This window comes from Pseudomonas entomophila (genome assembly GCF_029193575.1).
In the GTDB taxonomy this organism is placed as follows: Bacteria; Pseudomonadota; Gammaproteobacteria; order Pseudomonadales; family Pseudomonadaceae; genus Aquipseudomonas; species Aquipseudomonas entomophila_G.
The window spans coordinates 222,935-239,225 of sequence record NZ_JARGCS010000008.1 but is presented as its reverse complement, the minus strand read 5'-3'; the positions used below and the strand labels follow the sequence as shown (position 1 = coordinate 239,225).

Sequence of the window (16,291 nt, the reverse complement as noted above, 5' to 3'; positions counted from 1 at the left end):
CGGATGTGTCGGCCAACGGGCCGGCGTGCCTCTTCCTGTATCTGTGTCAGGGGCAGATACACTGCAATACAAAGCCCCGCAGGCAAGCGCCGCCGGCGTCGGTACACTGCGCCCATCCACTGCGTACAGGACACCCCCGATGGAACACGTCGATCACATCCTGATCGTCGACGACGACCGCGAAATCCGCGAACTGGTCGGCAATTACCTGAAGAAGAACGGCCTGCGCACGAGCATCGTCGCCGATGGTCGGCAGATGCGTGCCTTTCTGGAGGGCAACACGGTCGACCTGATCGTGCTCGACATCATGATGCCCGGCGACGATGGCCTGTTGCTGTGCCGCGAACTGCGCGCCGGTCGCCACCGCAACACGCCGGTGCTGATGCTCACCGCGCGCAACGACGAGACCGATCGCATCATCGGCCTGGAAATGGGCGCCGACGACTACCTGACCAAACCCTTCTCCGCCCGTGAACTGCTGGCGCGGATCAACGCCGTACTGCGCCGAACGCGCATGCTGCCGCCGAACCTGACCATCAGCGAAAGCAGCCGGTTGATCCGCTTCGGCCAATGGCGCCTGGACACCACCGCGCGCCACCTGCTCGACGACGAAGGCACCCTGGTGGCCCTGAGCGGCGCCGAATATCGCCTGTTGCGGGTATTCCTCGACCACCCGCAACGGGTGCTCAGCCGCGAGCAACTGCTCAACCTCACCCAGGGCCGCGAGGCGGACATCTTCGACCGCTCCATCGACCTGTTGGTCAGCCGCCTGCGCCAGCGCCTGGGCGACGACGCCCGTGAGCCGACCTGCATCAAGACCGTGCGCAGCGAAGGCTACGTGTTCTCGCTGTCGGTGCAACTGATCGAGTCGCCCACATGAAATGGCCCCACACGCTGGCCTCGCGCCTGGCGCTGATCTTCTTCACCGGGCTGGTGCTGGCCTACGGGCTGTCGTTCAGCCTGCAGTTCTACGAGCGCTATATCAGCAGCCGCTCGATGATGCTGAGCAACCTGGAGATGGACGTGGCCACCTCGGTGGCCATCCTCGACCGCTTGCCCGCCGCCGAGCGCGCCGCCTGGTTGCCGCGCCTGGAGCGCCGCACCTACCGCTATCGCCTCGACCAAGGCCTGCCCGGCCACGCAATGCCGATGGCCGACCCGCCCATGGCCGCCGAGTCCATCGTCAAGGCCATCGGTCACGACTACCGCCTGGCCTTCCAGGAGTTGCCAGGGCCGAACCCGCACTTCCAGGCCCACCTGGAACTGGCCGATGGCGCGCCCCTGACCCTCGACGTGACGCCGATGCCGGTGCCCGTGGCCAGTTGGCTGCCCGTGGTGCTGCTGCTGCAGTTGGCCCTGCTCTTGCTGTGCACCTGGCTGGCGGTGCGCCTGGCGATCGGCCCCTTGACCCGCCTGGCGCGTGCGGTGGACCAGCTCGACCCGGACAAACCCGGCCCACAACTGGATGAAGCCGGCCCCCGCGAGGTCAAGTACGCTGCTGTGGCCTTCAACGCCTTGCAGGCGCGCATCGCCGCCTACCTCAAGGAGCGCATGCAACTGCTGGCGGCGATCTCCCATGACCTGCAAACCCCGATCACGCGCATGAAGCTGCGGGTCGAAGTGATGGATGATGGGGTCGAGCGCGACAAGCTATGGAGCGACCTCACCGAGATGGAGCACCTGGTGCGCGAAGGCGTGGCCTATGCCCGCAGCATGGACAGCGGCACCGAGCAGCCGGTGCGGGTCAACCTCGACGCGTTCCTCGACAGCCTGGTATTCGACTACCAGGACAGCGGCGCCCAGGTGGAGCGCTGCGCCAGCACCGACACCGTGCTGCACACCCGCCCCCACGCGCTGCGCCGGGTGCTGGCCAACCTGGTCGACAATGCCCTGAAGTTCGGGGGCAGCGCGCGCCTGGAGGTGGAGCATGTGACGGGTGGCCAGACACGCATTCGGGTGCTCGACGAAGGCCCGGGTATTCCTGAAGCGGAGTTGGGCGATGTGCTCAAGCCGTTCTACCGGGTGGAAGGCTCACGCAACCGCAGCACAGGCGGCACGGGGCTGGGGCTGGCGATCGCCCAGCAACTGACCCAGGCCATGGGCGGGCGGTTGACGTTGAGCAACCGGGCCAGCGGCGGGTTGTGCGCGCAGGTCGAGTTGCCCTAAGGCCCTTTAGCGTGGCGGTGTCAGTGCGGGCCCTATCGTGGGGCCCGCGCCCACAGGGCGACAGGTCCCGGATGTACACAGCGATACACAAGCCCCTCCACTCGACACACTGCAGATACCCCCCTCCCGCACACTCCCAGCCACTCGGCCACGGCATTCCGCCTGGCCCGACAACCTGGGACCCCTTCGATGACAGCCTTCACCCTGATCAATCGCACCTTCACCCAAGTCGACCGCGTCGGCGTCTGGAGCGCCGACCTGCCGCTACGACTGTTCCTGGCCTGGGAGTTCTTCGAATCGGGCCTTGAGAAGCTCAATGGGAGCAACTGGTTCCTCGACCTGCAAGGCAGCTTTCCCTTCCCCTTCAACGCATTGCCAGCAGAGCTGAACTGGCAGCTGTCGCTGTGGGCCGAGCTGATCTGCCCGCTGCTGTTGCTGCTGGGGCTGGGTACGCGCCTGGCGTCGGCGGTATTGATGGTAGTGACCGTGGTGGCGATCGCCGCAGTGCACTGGCCTTCGCACTGGTCGTCGCTGGCGGAGCTGGCGCGGGGGTATTCGATCAGCGACAAGGGATATGGGAATTTCAAGCTGCCGTTGATCTACCTGGTGGCGTTGTTGCCACTGCTGCTCAAGGGGGCTGGGCGGTTGAGCGTGGACCAGTTGCTGCGTCGGCGTAACGCCTGACGTAGCGCCCGACGTCATCGCGGGCAAGCCCCGCTCCTGCAGCGATCTAAGGTCCTCTTGCAGGAGCGGGCTTGCCGCGCGAAAGGGCCATCATCCGCGCAACCGGGTCCCGACGATCACCCCCTGCTCGCGCAACCCCTCCAACATCGCCGACCCTTGCTCCAGCAACGTCTCTCCAGCCAATGCCAACAAGCGCTGGCGCCCCGTCCCGTCCATGCCCAGCAACTGGTACGCCAACAGCGTCAACCGCGCGAAACGCACCTTCAAGCCGGCATCCCTGTACACCAAAAGCAACGTCGGCTCATCAGGTGCCTCTTCCGGCAACTGCCCCGGCCCGATCCGCTCCACCGGCCAGCGATAGGCCAATGTCCGTGCCACGCTCGACAACAGCGGTTCGCCCTCAAGCAAGTCGCCCGTCGGGTCGTGCGCCGGGTCCTCGGCATCACTCAAGTACAACTGCGCCTCTACCCACTCGTAATGGGCCAGCTCCAGCTGCCACGGCGCATCCGGCTCGATGCCCTGCAAGTAGTCGATGAATGCCTCGGCCACCTCGGTGAACAGTGGCGTCTGGCTGCGGTAATTGGCATAGAAGTCACGCACCCGCGCATGCCAGCGCGCCTCGCCGAGGCTCTGGCGCAATACCGGAAAACTGCCCGCCAGCAGGCCCTCGACCGCGCCGTAGAACAACTCGCGGTACACCTTCAAACGCCGCGCCTCGATGCCCGGTGGGGGTGGGTTGGCCGCCGGGTCGCGCAGGTGGCGGGCCAGGGTGTACTGCTGCTCGCGCAAGGTATCAGCCATGATCGATGCTCCCGGCGGCCTGTTGCACCGCGCGAATACGTGCGGTCTCCTGCAACAGCTCGGCCAACGGTGGGTAGTTGAAATCGCGCTCCAGCACCGTGGGCTTGGCACCGAAACGCTGACAGGCAATGGCGAACAACGACCAGACATCCTCCTTCACCGCCGCCCCATGAGTATCGACTTTCAAGTCCGGCGCTTCGTCGTAGTGGCCGGCCACGTGCATGCCCACCACCCGCTTCGCCGGCAGGCCTTCAAGAAAGGCCAAGGCGTCGTAGCGGTGGTTGCAGGCGTTGACGAAGACGTTGTTGACGTCCAGCAGCAGATCGCAGTCGGCCTCTTCGAGCACCGCGTTGACGAACGCCAGCTCGCTCATGGCCTGGTAGGGCGCCGCATAGTAGCTGATGTTCTCCACCGCGATGCGCCGGCCAAGATGCTCCTGGGCCTGGCGGATGCGCGTGGCGACGTGGCGCACCGCCTCGTCGGTGAACGGAATCGGCATCAGGTCGTAGAGGTGGCCGTCGTCACTGCAGTAGCTCAAGTGTTCGCTGTACAGGCGTACCTGGCAGCGGTCGAGCAGGCGCCGGGTGGCGTCGAGCAGGTTGCGATCCAGCGGCGCACTGGCGCCCAGCGACAACGACAGGCCGTGGCAGGCGATGGCGAAACGTTCGGCCAGTTGCGCCAGGCCCTTGCCGTAGGCGCCGCCGACGTTGATCCAGTTCTCCGGGGCGCACTCGAGGAAATCCACCGCGCCGTCGTCCATCGCCAGCAGTTCGGCAAGCAGGCCCCGGCGCAAGCCGAGCCCGGTGAGCAGAGGTTCGTGATGCATGACAGTTCTCCAGAAAGCGGTACGAACGAGCGCGGGGCAAGCCCGCTCCCCACCGGCCGGTTGGGAGAAGGCTTGCCCCGCGCTCAGTTGGCCCGGAAAGGCTCAGGACTTGCCGGTCAGGTGGCTGAACAGCCCATCAGGCATGGCCTTGCCGTTGGCCTTGTAGATCGCCTGCAGGTAGTCATAGGCCTCCTGCTCGGAGATGAAGCCATCGTGGTTGCTGTCGATCTTGTCGAAGTCGGCGGCGCGGTCCTTGGCCACGGCGACGAATTCATCACGCGAAACCTTGCCGTCGTGGTTGCTGTCGGTACGGGCGAACGAGGCATCGCCGCACTTGCCTTCACCGCACTTGCCCTCGGCCTGGGTGGCCTTGGCGCCGCCACCGCACTTGCCTTCGCCGCATTTGCCTTCGCCGGCGGCCTTGGCCGAGGCCAGTTGGTAGCCCTCGGACAAAGGTTCGACCGCGAAGGCACTGTTACCCAGGACCATGCCGCCGATCAACGCGGCCCCCAGCAGGCCGAGAGAGTTGCGTGTGTGTTTCATGGTGACGCTCCACTGTGGTTGGAAAGTGGGGCTATTTCGCCGCAGCGGTGTGTCGTGGGTGTATCGCCTTGCGCAGCGATTTGTATGGGAGTGGGTCTGGACGGGGGGAGGATACAGAGTGATACAGGGCGAGGTGTCGTGAACATTTGATGCCTCATCGCGGGACAAGCCCGCTCCTACAGGGTCAGCAGGGTGCCTGTAGGAACGGGCTTGCCCCGCGATGAGGCGCCGAACCCTTTGGGTCAGTCCTCCAGCGGTTTGGGCGGCGCCGCAGGCTTGGCCGGTTTCGCCGGCTTGCTGTCCTTGGCCTTGGGCTCGGCGGGCGCGGCGGCGGCCACCGGCTCTGGCGCGGTCACCGCCTTCTCGCTGGCGGGCAAGTCATCAACGGCCTTGAAGATTACCTGCGGGTCGAGCTTCTCGCCGCTGTCGTCATCCTTGAGCACATGCCGCTCGCCGTCCTTGCCCACCAGGATCACCTTGGTGCCCTTGCTCGCCCCCAATTTCAGTTCGCGAATCAGCGCCATGGTGGTCTGCTGTTCCAGGTTCTTGTCCTCGCGCTTGCCCATCATGTTGGCCACGCTGAACAACACCAGGTTGCGCTCGGTGAAGCCCGCCTTGGTGGCCGGGTCTTCCAGGGCCTGGTTCAACCCACGCAGGGTCGGGTCGGCGCTGCTGGGCGCGATGACCACCAACGGCCGTGCCTTGCCCAGCTCCTTGGCCAGGGGGGCATCGCTGTCGGCGGCCAGCAGCGGGCCAGCGGCGACGAGCAGGGTGGCGAGGGTCAATGACCGGACGAGCATGTGCATCTCCTTATGTTCTCGATAAACCAAAGACTACGGATCAGGGAGAAAGATCCGATCCGCGAGCCTAAACCACGGGGCGGGAACGCCGCTCAAGTCAAAGGTAACCAGCAATTTCCAGAACAGGCTTATCGCACGTTCGGAAAACCCCGATACCAGAACCTGAGAATAGCCCATGGCAGGAGGGTGAACCGCCGCTCCGCGGCCTGGCGCGTGATGCTCACGATCGCCTCTCGTCAGCCTCCAGCGCCTCAAGGGTCAACAGCCGCATCAGGTCCTGCCGTGCCGCCTGGCGCTGCCTGTTGAGCGCCTCCATGTCGCTCAGGCAACCACCCTCGGGCTGCGTTTGCGCCATTTCAAGCAAGGCCTCCAGGCGTGCATGGAAGGGTTGGTCGAGCAATTCGAACTGGTCGGCATGGCTACGCAGCAAGTGCTCTTGCCAGAACTCGCGCTGCAACAGCGATTGCGCCACCTGCTCCGCCGTCTGCGCGGCCAGCACCTGGGTACGGGCCCGGGCGATGCGCTCAGGGCCGACCCCGGCCACCTCGCCATAGGCCATGTCGCCGGGTTGCGCTGGCAAGTCCAGTGCGTCGCGCAACGCCAGGCGATAGGCCAGGCTCACCTCGATCTCATCAGGGTCGCTGCCTGCAGCACGGCGGGCCTGGACATCAGCCCGGGCAATGCGCTCGACCTCATCCAGGCGCCAAAGCTGACGCCCCAGGTACAGAAGCGCCGACTCCTGCCCGCCGGCTTCGGCATCGGCCTGCGCACGCCAAACCAGCATGCGCAGCTCCAGGCCACTGAAGGCCAGGGCGACGCTGTCCTGGCAGGTCAGCGGCAGTGACGCCTGGGTGAACAACGCCTCGCGCAGGCCGGCATGCTCGCGCATCGCCTGGAGCATGGCGAACACCCGGTCGCCCAAGACCTGAGGGCGCTGCTGGAAATCGACGGTTTCCAGCAGGCGGGCGAGCATGTCGAAGAAGTCCTGCCCGCCCTCCTCGCCTGCCACCTCGTCCCAATGCCGGGCACGCTCGGCGCGCTGGCTGTCCTGCACACCGTTCAGCCAGCGCGACCTGACGTTGGCTGTTGCCGGGAGGTCGGCGAGGCCGTCAGCCAGCTCATTGGCTTCCAGGTAACTGGCGTAGCGGGCGGCACTGCCCACATCCAGCGGGTTACCCTGCAGCAGGACGTTGCGGCTTAGCCAGGTCGGCGCCTGGTAGAAGCGTTCGGGCAGTTGGGTGATCCGGTTATCGCGCAGGTCGGCCGCGATCAGGTTCAACCGGTCGAACAACGCCGGTGGCACCTCGCTAATGCCGGTGGCACGCAGGTGCAGGCGCCGTAGATTGGACAAAAGGTGCAGTGGGAAGGCGCGCCCGAGTGGGTTGAACGAGAGGTTGACGTGCTCCAGCGAGACACAGGAGGCCAGTTGGCTGGCCTGCTCGACATCGAGACGGATCTCGTTGTCGTACAAGTCCAGCTCACGCAAGTCGGGCAACGCGCTCAAGCCGGTCGGCAGGCAGGTAAAGCGGTTGTTGGCCAGCGTCAACACACGCAACCTGGGAAAGCGGCTCAGGAAGTTCGAGGGCATCGTATCGACGCCCATGCTCAGTAGCGACAGCTCATGGACATGCGCAAAGCTGACCGTTTCGGGCAACTCGGGCAAACTGCTCAACGTGGTGCCCCACACCGCCAACCGGTAACCCATGCCCTGGCCCGGCTGTTCGTTGACGCGATTGGTACGGCGTTGCCAGCAACTGCGCAAGGCTTCGGCGAAACCGCGCCGCTCCAGGCGCTGCATGAGGTTGGCCGGACGCTCGCTCCATTCATGCAGGTGCTGGACCAACACCTCGCGTTGCCGCTCCAGGCGCGCCAACTGGGCGGCCGCCCCATCACCCGCCTCGCGCATCCAGGCATCGACCTGCTCGTCGTTGTAGGTGGGGTAAAGCTCACGCAACCTGACCAGCAACGAACGGGCCAGGCGTCGGCGCCAGCCTCGCCCGCTGAGCGGGTAGCCCACCCGCCCATCGGCCAGGCGTTGCGGCGGGCGGAACCAGCCGATCGGCGGAGCGTGGTCGAACAACGCATGCGCCTCGGCGCGCAGCGCCAATGCCTGCTCACCCAGTTCGGCGCGCAGGTGGTCGGCGAAAGGTTCGAAACCCAGCATGGCGCGTCGCTGGGCTGGATCGTAGGCTGCCGCCAACGTCTCGAACAACTCGCCTGGCCCGCTGAGCGTATGGCCTTGCGCATTGCGCAGGGTGAAACGGCCATCGCGATGGATCAGGTCAAAACGCCCCGCGCCCTGCTCCCCCAACGCCAACAGCAGTGGCCCTTGCTCGGAACCTTCGTACAGGCGCCAGCCGATGCCGGTCGGCGCACCAGGCAGGCGTGCGCTCAACCCCAGGCAGAGCCGGGCCAAGTCGGCGCCTTGCGCGGTAACCAAGTACAACCCCTCGATGGCACGGCTGACGCGGATGCGTCCGCTAGCCTCGCGTGCCGCCTGGGCCAGGCGCAGCGGAACACGGCCCGTGTCACGCAGTGCCTGTTGGTCGACCACCCGCGCCGTGCTCAGCAATTCAGCCGCCGCGCCGCTGTGCAGGGTCGGGAACTGCCGGCGCAGAGCCGCCACCTCGGCCCCATCCTCAGCGTGCTGCGCGGCGTACAGGTGTTCGAACAGTTCCGCGCGCCTGGCCCGGCCTTCGGCCGCCAAGGCCGCGTCCGGCAACGCCTCGCCCAGCAGCGTCCGGGCTTGGGCCAGCAGCCCCTGGTCGTCCACCTGAGCACTGCCGGCCAGCGCCCAGAGCATGTCACGCAGGCGCTGGTCGAGAAGCTGGCGCTCGACCGCATCGAGCAGGTGCGCATCGACCGCCACGCCGTTGGCATGCACCGCGCGCAGGTGCGCGGCGTCCAGGTTCTGGGCAGTCATGATCTGCGCCACTGCGCGGCTATCGAGTTGCTCGAAAGGCATCCCCAGGCGGCGGAACAGCTGGTCGGGGTCGTCCCATTCCAGGGGCTGCTCGGACCACAACCGCCAAGCCCCTGCACCGTTGTGCCGCAAGGGCGGCGCCAAGCCGGCGCGGGCCTGCAAGCGCCAGGTGCCATCGCGGGCCGGCGAAACCGGGTAGGCATGGCCCTCCATCTTTATCCAGGCCTGGCTACCCAGGCGGTACACGCCCTGGGCGTCGCAACTGGCCTCGACGGGCAGTGATGCGCTGCGGTAAGGCGCCAGGTCCTGGTTCCACAGGCGCGTCGCACCGCTCTCCAGGGTTGCCGGCACCAAGGCATCGACCGCAGAGGCACGCGCCCAGGCCGCGCGGGCAACGCTGACGCCGGCGACGGTGGCCGCGATGGCGGCGATATCCCCGGCCACGTTGAACAGATGATCGAGCGCTTCGCTGGTGTCACCTTCATGCCAAGCCTCGATGCCGTGGTACACCTCGCCGAGCAGCTCCCAGGCGCTCAGCGCGAGCAAGGCCACGCCAACGGCGGGAATGAAGAACCCTGCCAGGTTGAGCAGTGCCCAGCCTTCGGCCCGCAGGCGTTGGTCGTGTTCGCGCTGCAGCTGCAGGTCCAGGGCGGCCACCGGTACCGCGATCATCGCCGCGTCGTCCTTGACCTGCGCGATGCGCGCCGCAGCCAGGCTGTCGAACAGCGGCCCCGGCCATGGCAACAGGTGTTCGCCGAGGTCGATGTTGGCCAGGTCCGTCTCCCCGGCATAACCACTGATGACCTGGGCGAAGAAACCCTGGCCGTCGCGTCGACGCACGAAACGGCTGAAGAACCGCTGGTACTCGGCGGTGCGTAACGCGTGGCCCAACGTATTGGCGAACTGGCGAAGGCTCGTGCAGGCTCGCCAGGGCGCGATCGGGTCGCCCGGCACGTGCACCAGCACCCGATGGGTGCTGCTGTACAGCGGCGCCAGGCTGTCGTCGCGGATGTCCAGCACGACAATCTGCTCCAACTCGCAACCCAGCAGCTTCAAGCGCTTGGGTTGCACTGCACGCCCCTCGAAGGTCAGTGACGTGCGCAAGCCACACACTCCCACCAGCAACTGCAGCTCGGCTTCGCTCAGCCCGCCCTTGAGCCGCGCCACATGGGCATCGGCCAACATGGCGTAGCGGCGCGCCCTGGCCAGTAACGAGTGGACGGTGCGCCGTGCCTCGGTATCGGCGGGCAACAGTACGCTGTCCAGGTGCTGCTGGTAGCGCGCGCCGAGGTCCAGTTCCCTGCAACAGGCGGCGAACTGCACGGCCGTTATCCCGCACACCTGCTGTCCATCACCGTCCAGCAGGCGGTTGCCGGGGAACTGCCCGTCCTGGCTCGCCTGCTCCCGGCTGAAGTTGCGCAGCGCCGCCTCGAGCAACGGCGTCTGCTCGTAGACCAGCTCCGTGACCGGCACACCGATCGGCTGCGACGTCACCACCGGCTCGTGGCGGCCCTGGCGAAAGCGTGTAGCGCGCACATCCATCCTCACCGCAGTGCGCGCGAACAGCGCCTCGTGCAGCAGCGGCTCGGTGAACGCGTCGATCCCCCTGAGCCTGGCCAGCACCTCGCTGACCCGCTGCTGGAAATAGAGGCTGAGCGACATCGCTTCGCCCAGAGCGGCCAGTCGCTCGGGGCTGGCCCCGCGTAGCCAGCCGGGCAACAGCGTGCCGATGATGTGATCCTGATGTGACTGTGCCGCTGCCAGCGTAGCGTGCTGGTCGGACGATGGTTGATGCGCCTGCATGAGCGAACCCTCTTCGGTAGGAAGGGGCTCAGCCTAGGGCCAGGCGAGTGCGGGCCAGCGTTAACCGGTTGCCACCCGCTCGCCTCAGAACAGCAGCAACTGACGGTCGGTCAGGGCACCGAAGTCATCGCCGACGAAGGGCAGGATGGCATCGGCCACCGGTTGCAATTGACGACTGAGGTAATGCTCGTAGTCGACCGGCGATTGCAGGTTTTCCAGCGGTTCGGGCCCATGGGTGGTGATCAGGTAGCTGATCCAGCCGCCATTCTGGTACTGGCGCGGGCGCCCGAGGCGGTCGTTGTGCTCATCGGCCAGGCGCGCGGCGCGCACGTGGGGCGGCACGTTGCGCTGGTAGTCGGCCAGCGGGCGGCGCAGGCGCTTGCGGTACACCAGCAGCGCGTCCTGTTCACCGGCCAGGGTGCTGCGCACATAGTCGCGCACGTAGTCCCGGTATGGCTGGCCACGGAAGATGCGCCCGTACAACGCCTGCTGGAACTGCCGGGCCAGCGGCGACCAGTCGGTGCGCACCGACTCCAGCCCCTTGTACACCACCTCGTCACTGCCATCGGCGCGCTGCACCAGGCCGGCGTAACGCTTCTTGCTGCCTTCGTCGGTGCCGCGAATGGTCGGCATCAGGAAGCGCCGGTAGTGCGTCTCGAATTGCAGCTCCAGGGCGCAGTCCAGGCCTGACGTCTGGCGCAGATGCTCGCGCCACCATTGGTTGACTTCAGCCACCAGCGACTGGCCGATGCGCGCGGCAGCCTCCTCGCCATGGGCGCCCTTGAGCCAGACGAACGTCGAGTCGGTGTCGCCGTAGATCACGTCGAAGCCGCGCGCTTCGATCAGTGCGCGGGTCTGGCGCATGATCTGGTGCCCGCGCATCGTGATCGACGAAGCCAGGCGAGGATCGAAGAAGCGGCAGCCGCTGGAGCCGAGCACACCGTAGAAGGCGTTCATGATGATTTTCAGCGCCTGCGACAGCGGCGCGTTGCCGGCCTGCTTGGCCGCCTCGCGGCCCTGCCAAACCCGCTCGACGATCGCCGGCAGGCAGTGCCGGGTACGTGAGAAGCGCCCGCCGCGAAAACCCTCGACGGCGTGCTCGTCGTCTGGCTGGCGCAGGCCCTCGACCAACCCCACCGGGTCGATGAGAAAGGTGCGGATGATCGACGGGTACAGGCTCTTGTAGTCCAGCACCAACACCGACTCGTACAGCCCGGGGCGCGAATCCATGACGAAGCCGCCGGGGCTGGCCTCGCCCTGCACGCTGCCCAGGTTGGGCGCGACGAAGCCCAGGCGGTGCATGGGCGGGATGTACAAGTGGCAAAACGCAGCCACCGAGCCGCCGCTGCGGTCCACCGACAAGCCGGTGACGGTGGCGCGTTCGAGGAGGAAGTCGAGCAGCCGGGTGTGCGCGAAGATCCGCGTGACCAGCTCGCAGTCCTTGAGGTTGTAGCGGGCCAGGGCCGGCTTGTCCTCGGCGAACATGCGGTTGATCGCGTCCATGCGCTGATAGGGCGTATCGATCGCCTTGCCCTCGCCGAGCAACGTCTGGGCGACGTTTTCCAGGCTGAAGGAGGGGAAGCTCCAGGTCGCCGAGCGCAGCGCCTCGATGCCATCGATCAACAGACGCCCCGGGGCGTCGGCGAAGAAGTGGCTGCGGCTGCCGTGCTCGCGCAGGCTCATCGGCGCGCCGTCGCGGCCCAGGCACAGCGGCACTTGCAAGGCCTTGGCGTGCTCGTGCAGCACGCGCAGGTCGAACTGCACCAGGTTCCAGCCAATGATGGCGTCGGGGTCGTGGCGCGCCAGCCATTGGTTGAGGCAGTCGAGCAGTTGCGCCCGGTCGCTGCAGTAGTGCAGGTCGAAGTCCACGGCGGGGTCGTCGGCGGGGGGCTCGCCCAGCATGTACACCTGGCGCTGGCCGCAACCTTCCAGGGCGATGCTGTAGAGTTCGCCGCGCTCGCTGGTCTCGATATCCAGCGACACCAGGCGCAGGCTCGGGCGGTAGTCCGGCTGGGGCTTGAGCTGGGCATCACTGAGGCTGCCATCGGCTTCTTCACGGCCACCGAACGACACCGGGGCGGTGATGAAGCGCTCCATCAAGTAGCGTTCAGGTGGACGGATATCGGCTTCGTAGACGTCGATACCCGCGCTGCGCAGACGTTTGTCCAGGGCGATCAGCTGGCGGTGCTGGCGACAATACAGGCCCGTCACCGGGCGCTGCTGGAAGTCGCGCAGGCCCAGGGGGCGCAGCTCGGTGCCGGGTTCGTCGGCGAACAGCGTACGGGCCTGCTCGGCCTGTTGCGAGGGGATGAAGGCGACCGACGGTTGCGCTGCCAGGCGCAGGCGGCGCGGGCCGCGGTCGGTGGCCAGCCAGAACTCCACGCAAGTGCCTTCGGGCGTGTCATGCCAATGACGGGTCAGGACAAAGCCCTGCTGCAACTCCACGGGGGGACCTCGAATCGTTGATCAAGGGGCCGATTCTACCCGTTTTGCGTGCGGGCCGTGACGCCGTGCTCAGCGCACGCCCGCCACGAACCCGGCCCGCCGGCCACCCCAGGCCAGCAGCCCGGCCACTGCCACCAGCGCCAGCACCACGCCGCCGAACGCATCCACCCCCTGGCCGCTCAGCAGCAGGCCCCCGACCACGCCACCGAGGGCAATGGCGCTGTTCCACACCGTCACCAGCATCGACTGCGCGACATCGCCTCCCGCCCCTGCCGCGTCGGCACAGGCCGTCTGCAACAAGGTCGGCGCACCGCCGTAGGTCAGCCCCCAGAGCACCACGCTGGCGTACACCGCCCACTCCGGCGCGCCGTCATGACCGAGCGCCAGGCTCGCCACGGCAAAGCCGCCCAGGCTCAGCAACACCAGGCCGCGCAGGTGGCGGTCGACCCACAGCCCGGTCACCGCGATACCGGCCAGGGCGGCGAGGCCGAAGGTCAGCAGCGCCAGCCCGGTGTCGGCGGCCATGCCTGCCGCCGCCAGCATCGGCACGATGTAGGTGTAGAGAATGTTATGACCCAGGATCCAGGCCAGGATCACCAGCAGCACCCGCGCCACCCCCGGCGTGCGCATTACTTGCCAGGCGCCCGCGCGCTGGCCCGCGCCCTGACCGGGGAAGTCCGGCACCGCACGCAGCACCCAGGCGGCCAACAGCAGCGACGCCAGCGCCACCAGCGCGAAGGTCGCGCGCCACCCCAGCCAGGCACCGAGCCAAGTGCCAGCTGGCACGCCGAGCGACAGGGCGATCGGTGCGCCGATCATGGCCACGGCCATGGCCTTGCCTTGCTGCGCCACGGGCACCATGCGCCGGGCATGCCCGGCGATCAAGCCCCAGGCCAGGCCTGCGGCAGTGCCCGTGAGAAAGCGCAGGGCCAGGGTCAGGCCATTGTCGTTGGACAGCGCGGTCAGGCCGTTGAACACGACGAACCCGGCGATCGCCAGGAGCAAGGCGCGGCGCCGCCACCAGCCCTGGGTCAGGGTCACCAGCGGGATCGCGGTCAGCAGCGAGCCCAAGGCATAGGCGGTGACCCATTGCCCGGCCATGGCCTGGCTGACGTGCATGCCATCGGCGATCTGGTCGAGCAGCCCGGCCGGCAGGGTTTCGCTGAGAATGGCGATGAAGCCGGTCATCGCCAAGGCCAGCAACCCGCTCATGGGCAGGCGCTGGGCGTGAGCGGGGGTATCGGCGGCCAGGGCCGCGCTGGAGGTCTGGGTCATGGGTGAAACCTTCTGAAGGAAACCGAGGCGCCCATGGTGCCGCGCGACCTATTGCGGAAAAAGACGGGTAGAATTCCGCTCACACTGGACATAAACGTCCGCAATGGGAGCGCGACATGGACAGCCTCAGCGGCTTCGTGGTCTTCAACCGGGTGGCCGAGACCCGCAGTTTCGTCACCGCCGGGCAGTCGCTGGGCCTCAGCGCCTCGGCCGTCGGCAAGCGCGTGGCGCGCCTGGAAGCCCGCCTGGGGGTGCGCCTGTTCCACCGCAGCACCCGCAGCATCACCCTCACAGCCGAGGGCTCGCTGTTCCTCGAGCGCAGTCGGCGCATCCTCGCCGAAATCGAGGCCGCCGAGCAGGAGCTGTCGCAGGCCAGCGGCGAACCGCGCGGGCGTTTGCGCATCAGCCTGCCCCAGGTGACGGGGCTGGTGATGCCGGCGCTGGCCGACTTCATGGCGCTGTACCCGCAGGTCGAACTGGACCTGGACTTCAGCGACCGCCTGGTGGATATCGTCGGCGAAGGTTTCGATGTGGTGATGCGCGGCGGCCAGCCCGCCGACTCCCGCCTGAACGCGCGCTTTCTCGGGCACTTCCGCCATTGCCTGGTGGCCTCGCCCGCGTACCTGGCACAACGCGGCACCCCGCAGCACCCCCGCGACCTGGCGCAGCACACCTGCCTGCACTACCGCTTTCCCAGTACCGGCAAGATGGAAGCCTGGCCACTACGCCGCGAACACCCCGATCAGGCCTACGACATTCCGGTGTCGATGGTCTGCAACCATGTCGAGACGCGTGTCTGTTTCGCCTTGAACCACCGAGGCATCACCTGCCTGCCGGATTTCACCGTGCACCGTGAACTGGCCAATGGCAGCCTGGTGCGGGTGCTCGATGGGTTCATCGAGCAGCGCGGCAGCTTCTACCTGCTGTGGCCTTCCGGTCACCAGCCGGCACCAAAACTGCGGGTGTTCATCGACTTCATGCAGCAGCGGGTATTCGGTACGCAGCCCGCTCAGCCGTAGAGGTAGTTGATGTCCTTGTACGACAGCGGCGGCACCTGCCCCAGCAGGTAGTCGCGCAGCCGGTTCATCTGCCGTGCCTTGGGGCTGGCCTTGAGCCAGGTCATGTAGTAGCCGTCACCGGTGGCCACCGCCTGCTTGAACGGCGTGACCAACCGCCCTGCCGCCAGATCGGCGCTGGCCAGCACCAGGTCGACCACCGAGATGCCCATGCCCTGCTGGGCTGCCGAGATGCCCTGGTCAAGGGTATCGAACACCTGGCCCTGGTCGATGCTGACGTCCAGCGCATCCACCCGCGCCAACCAGCGCCGCCAGTCACGGCGGTCCGGCGAGGGGTGGAGAAATTCGCAGCCACGCAGCACCGAGAGCTCAGGCTCCGGGTCTGGCAGGTAATCGGGGTGGCACACCGGGATCAGCCATTCATCGAACAGCTTGAGGCTCTCGACATCGGCCGGGAAGCGACCGTTGCTCAGCAGGATCGCGCAGTCGTAGGGCTCGGAGTAGAAATCCACCGAATCGATGTCCATCCACACGCTCGACAGCTGCACGCTGCAGCTGTCGTCGACCTTCTTGAAACCGTCGAGCGCGCGCAGCAGCCAACGCACGGTCAGGGTCGAGGCGGCCTTCAGGCGCACCGCATAGCGGTCCTGGCGCAGCAGCGCGCAGGCGTTCTCGATGATCTTGAAACCGACCTTCAACTCCTGGGCCAGCAGCCGGCCATGTTCGGTCAGGCGCAGCTTGGGGCCTCGGCGCTCGAACAGGTCGCAACCGAACAGGGCCTCCAGGGTCTTGATGTGATGGCTGACCGCTCCTTGGGTCAGGGCCAGCTCTTCCGCCGCGCGGGTGAAGGAGCCGTAGCGCGATGCCACTTCGAAGGCACGCAGGGCGTGCAGTGCTTGAATCCGTTCAGACATCGGCCTCTTCCAGAGCATGAGCGAAACTAATAGTAGGTCATAGTTCCAGGCGTTTTACAATAGTAAGTCATTCTCAGAAAATGCCGGTAAATAAC

At 66.9% G+C, this 16,291-nt stretch carries 12 protein-coding genes; 4 read left to right on the top strand and 8 right to left on the bottom strand.

Features of this window, described 5'->3' with window-relative positions; all coding sequences use genetic code 11:
- Positions 1–139: 139 nt before the first annotated feature.
- The 3 genes from P0Y43_RS02680 to P0Y43_RS02670 all read left to right on the top strand — a co-directional run bounded on the left by P0Y43_RS02680 (position 140) and on the right by P0Y43_RS02670 (position 2,850).
- Positions 140–880: a response regulator gene (locus P0Y43_RS02680; protein ID WP_275635750.1), complete on the top strand. Its 741-nt coding sequence runs from the start codon at positions 140–142 to the stop codon at positions 878–880.
- Positions 877–2,166: a sensor histidine kinase gene (locus P0Y43_RS02675; RefSeq protein WP_275635749.1), complete on the top strand. Its 1,290-nt coding sequence runs from the start codon at positions 877–879 to the stop codon at positions 2,164–2,166. The genes P0Y43_RS02680 and P0Y43_RS02675 overlap by 4 nt, the downstream gene beginning before the upstream one ends.
- 189 nt (positions 2,167–2,355) lie before the next feature.
- A complete protein-coding gene (locus P0Y43_RS02670) occupies positions 2,356–2,850 on the top strand; it encodes an HvfX family Cu-binding RiPP maturation protein (protein ID WP_275635748.1) in 495 nt (164 codons plus the stop codon).
- Positions 2,851–2,940: 90 nt separating this feature from the next.
- On the opposite strand, the gene P0Y43_RS02665 is transcribed toward P0Y43_RS02670, so the two are convergent.
- The 7 genes from P0Y43_RS02665 to P0Y43_RS02635 form a co-directional block, all read right to left on the bottom strand.
- Entirely contained in the window at positions 2,941–3,651 is a 711-nt protein-coding gene (locus P0Y43_RS02665; protein WP_275635747.1) for an HvfC family RiPP maturation protein, read from the bottom strand.
- Positions 3,644–4,477, bottom strand: a complete 834-nt coding sequence (locus tag P0Y43_RS02660; protein ID WP_275635746.1) for an HvfB family MNIO-type RiPP peptide maturase — start codon at positions 4,475–4,477, stop codon at positions 3,644–3,646. Before P0Y43_RS02660 ends, P0Y43_RS02665 begins: the two co-directional genes overlap by 8 nt.
- A 102-nt stretch (positions 4,478–4,579) precedes the next feature.
- Positions 4,580–5,020 carry an HvfA family oxazolone/thioamide-modified RiPP metallophore gene (locus P0Y43_RS02655; RefSeq protein ID WP_275635745.1) on the bottom strand — a complete coding sequence of 147 codons (441 nt, stop codon included), beginning with the start codon at positions 5,018–5,020 and terminating at the stop codon, positions 4,580–4,582.
- Between the two features lie 242 nt (positions 5,021–5,262).
- Positions 5,263–5,820, bottom strand: a complete 558-nt coding sequence (locus P0Y43_RS02650; protein WP_275635744.1) for a DUF4174 domain-containing protein — start codon at positions 5,818–5,820, stop codon at positions 5,263–5,265.
- A 220-nt stretch (positions 5,821–6,040) separates the two neighbouring features.
- Positions 6,041–10,546: an NEL-type E3 ubiquitin ligase domain-containing protein gene (locus P0Y43_RS02645; RefSeq protein ID WP_275635743.1), complete on the bottom strand. Its 4,506-nt coding sequence runs from the start codon at positions 10,544–10,546 to the stop codon at positions 6,041–6,043.
- An 84-nt stretch (positions 10,547–10,630) separates the two neighbouring features.
- Positions 10,631–12,991, bottom strand: a complete 2,361-nt coding sequence (locus P0Y43_RS02640; RefSeq protein WP_275635742.1) for a DNA polymerase II — start codon at positions 12,989–12,991, stop codon at positions 10,631–10,633.
- Positions 12,992–13,060: 69 nt separating this feature from the next.
- Positions 13,061–14,266, bottom strand: a complete 1,206-nt coding sequence (locus tag P0Y43_RS02635; RefSeq protein ID WP_275635741.1) for an MFS transporter — start codon at positions 14,264–14,266, stop codon at positions 13,061–13,063.
- 116 nt (positions 14,267–14,382) lie between these two features.
- Between P0Y43_RS02635 and P0Y43_RS02630 the strand changes: the two genes are divergently transcribed.
- Entirely contained in the window at positions 14,383–15,285 is a 903-nt protein-coding gene (locus tag P0Y43_RS02630; protein WP_275635740.1) for a LysR family transcriptional regulator, read from the top strand.
- Here the strand turns inward: P0Y43_RS02630 and P0Y43_RS02625 are convergent.
- A complete protein-coding gene (locus tag P0Y43_RS02625; RefSeq protein ID WP_275635739.1) occupies positions 15,276–16,196 on the bottom strand; it encodes a LysR substrate-binding domain-containing protein in 921 nt (306 codons plus the stop codon). The two genes, P0Y43_RS02630 and P0Y43_RS02625, sit on opposite strands and share 10 nt — an antisense overlap.
- Positions 16,197–16,291 lie beyond the last annotated feature (95 nt).

What these genes read in the sequence shown, in the direction of transcription:
- P0Y43_RS02680 (WP_275635750.1), top strand. Translation starts at nt 140, where the DNA reads ATGGAACACGTCGATCACATCCTGATCGTCGACGACGACCGCGAAATC.
- P0Y43_RS02675 (WP_275635749.1), top strand. Translation starts at nt 877, where the DNA reads ATGAAATGGCCCCACACGCTGGCCTCGCGCCTGGCGCTGATCTTCTTC.
- P0Y43_RS02670 (WP_275635748.1), top strand. Translation starts at nt 2,356, where the DNA reads ATGACAGCCTTCACCCTGATCAATCGCACCTTCACCCAAGTCGACCGC.
- P0Y43_RS02665 (WP_275635747.1), bottom strand. Translation starts at nt 3,651, where the DNA reads ATGGCTGATACCTTGCGCGAGCAGCAGTACACCCTGGCCCGCCACCTG.
- P0Y43_RS02660 (WP_275635746.1), bottom strand. Translation starts at nt 4,477, where the DNA reads ATGCATCACGAACCTCTGCTCACCGGGCTCGGCTTGCGCCGGGGCCTG.
- P0Y43_RS02655 (WP_275635745.1), bottom strand. Translation starts at nt 5,020, where the DNA reads ATGAAACACACACGCAACTCTCTCGGCCTGCTGGGGGCCGCGTTGATC.
- P0Y43_RS02650 (WP_275635744.1), bottom strand. Translation starts at nt 5,820, where the DNA reads ATGCTCGTCCGGTCATTGACCCTCGCCACCCTGCTCGTCGCCGCTGGC.
- P0Y43_RS02645 (WP_275635743.1), bottom strand. Translation starts at nt 10,546, where the DNA reads ATGCAGGCGCATCAACCATCGTCCGACCAGCACGCTACGCTGGCAGCG.
- P0Y43_RS02635 (WP_275635741.1), bottom strand. Translation starts at nt 14,266, where the DNA reads ATGACCCAGACCTCCAGCGCGGCCCTGGCCGCCGATACCCCCGCTCAC.
- P0Y43_RS02630 (WP_275635740.1), top strand. Translation starts at nt 14,383, where the DNA reads ATGGACAGCCTCAGCGGCTTCGTGGTCTTCAACCGGGTGGCCGAGACC.
- P0Y43_RS02625 (WP_275635739.1), bottom strand. Translation starts at nt 16,196, where the DNA reads ATGTCTGAACGGATTCAAGCACTGCACGCCCTGCGTGCCTTCGAAGTG.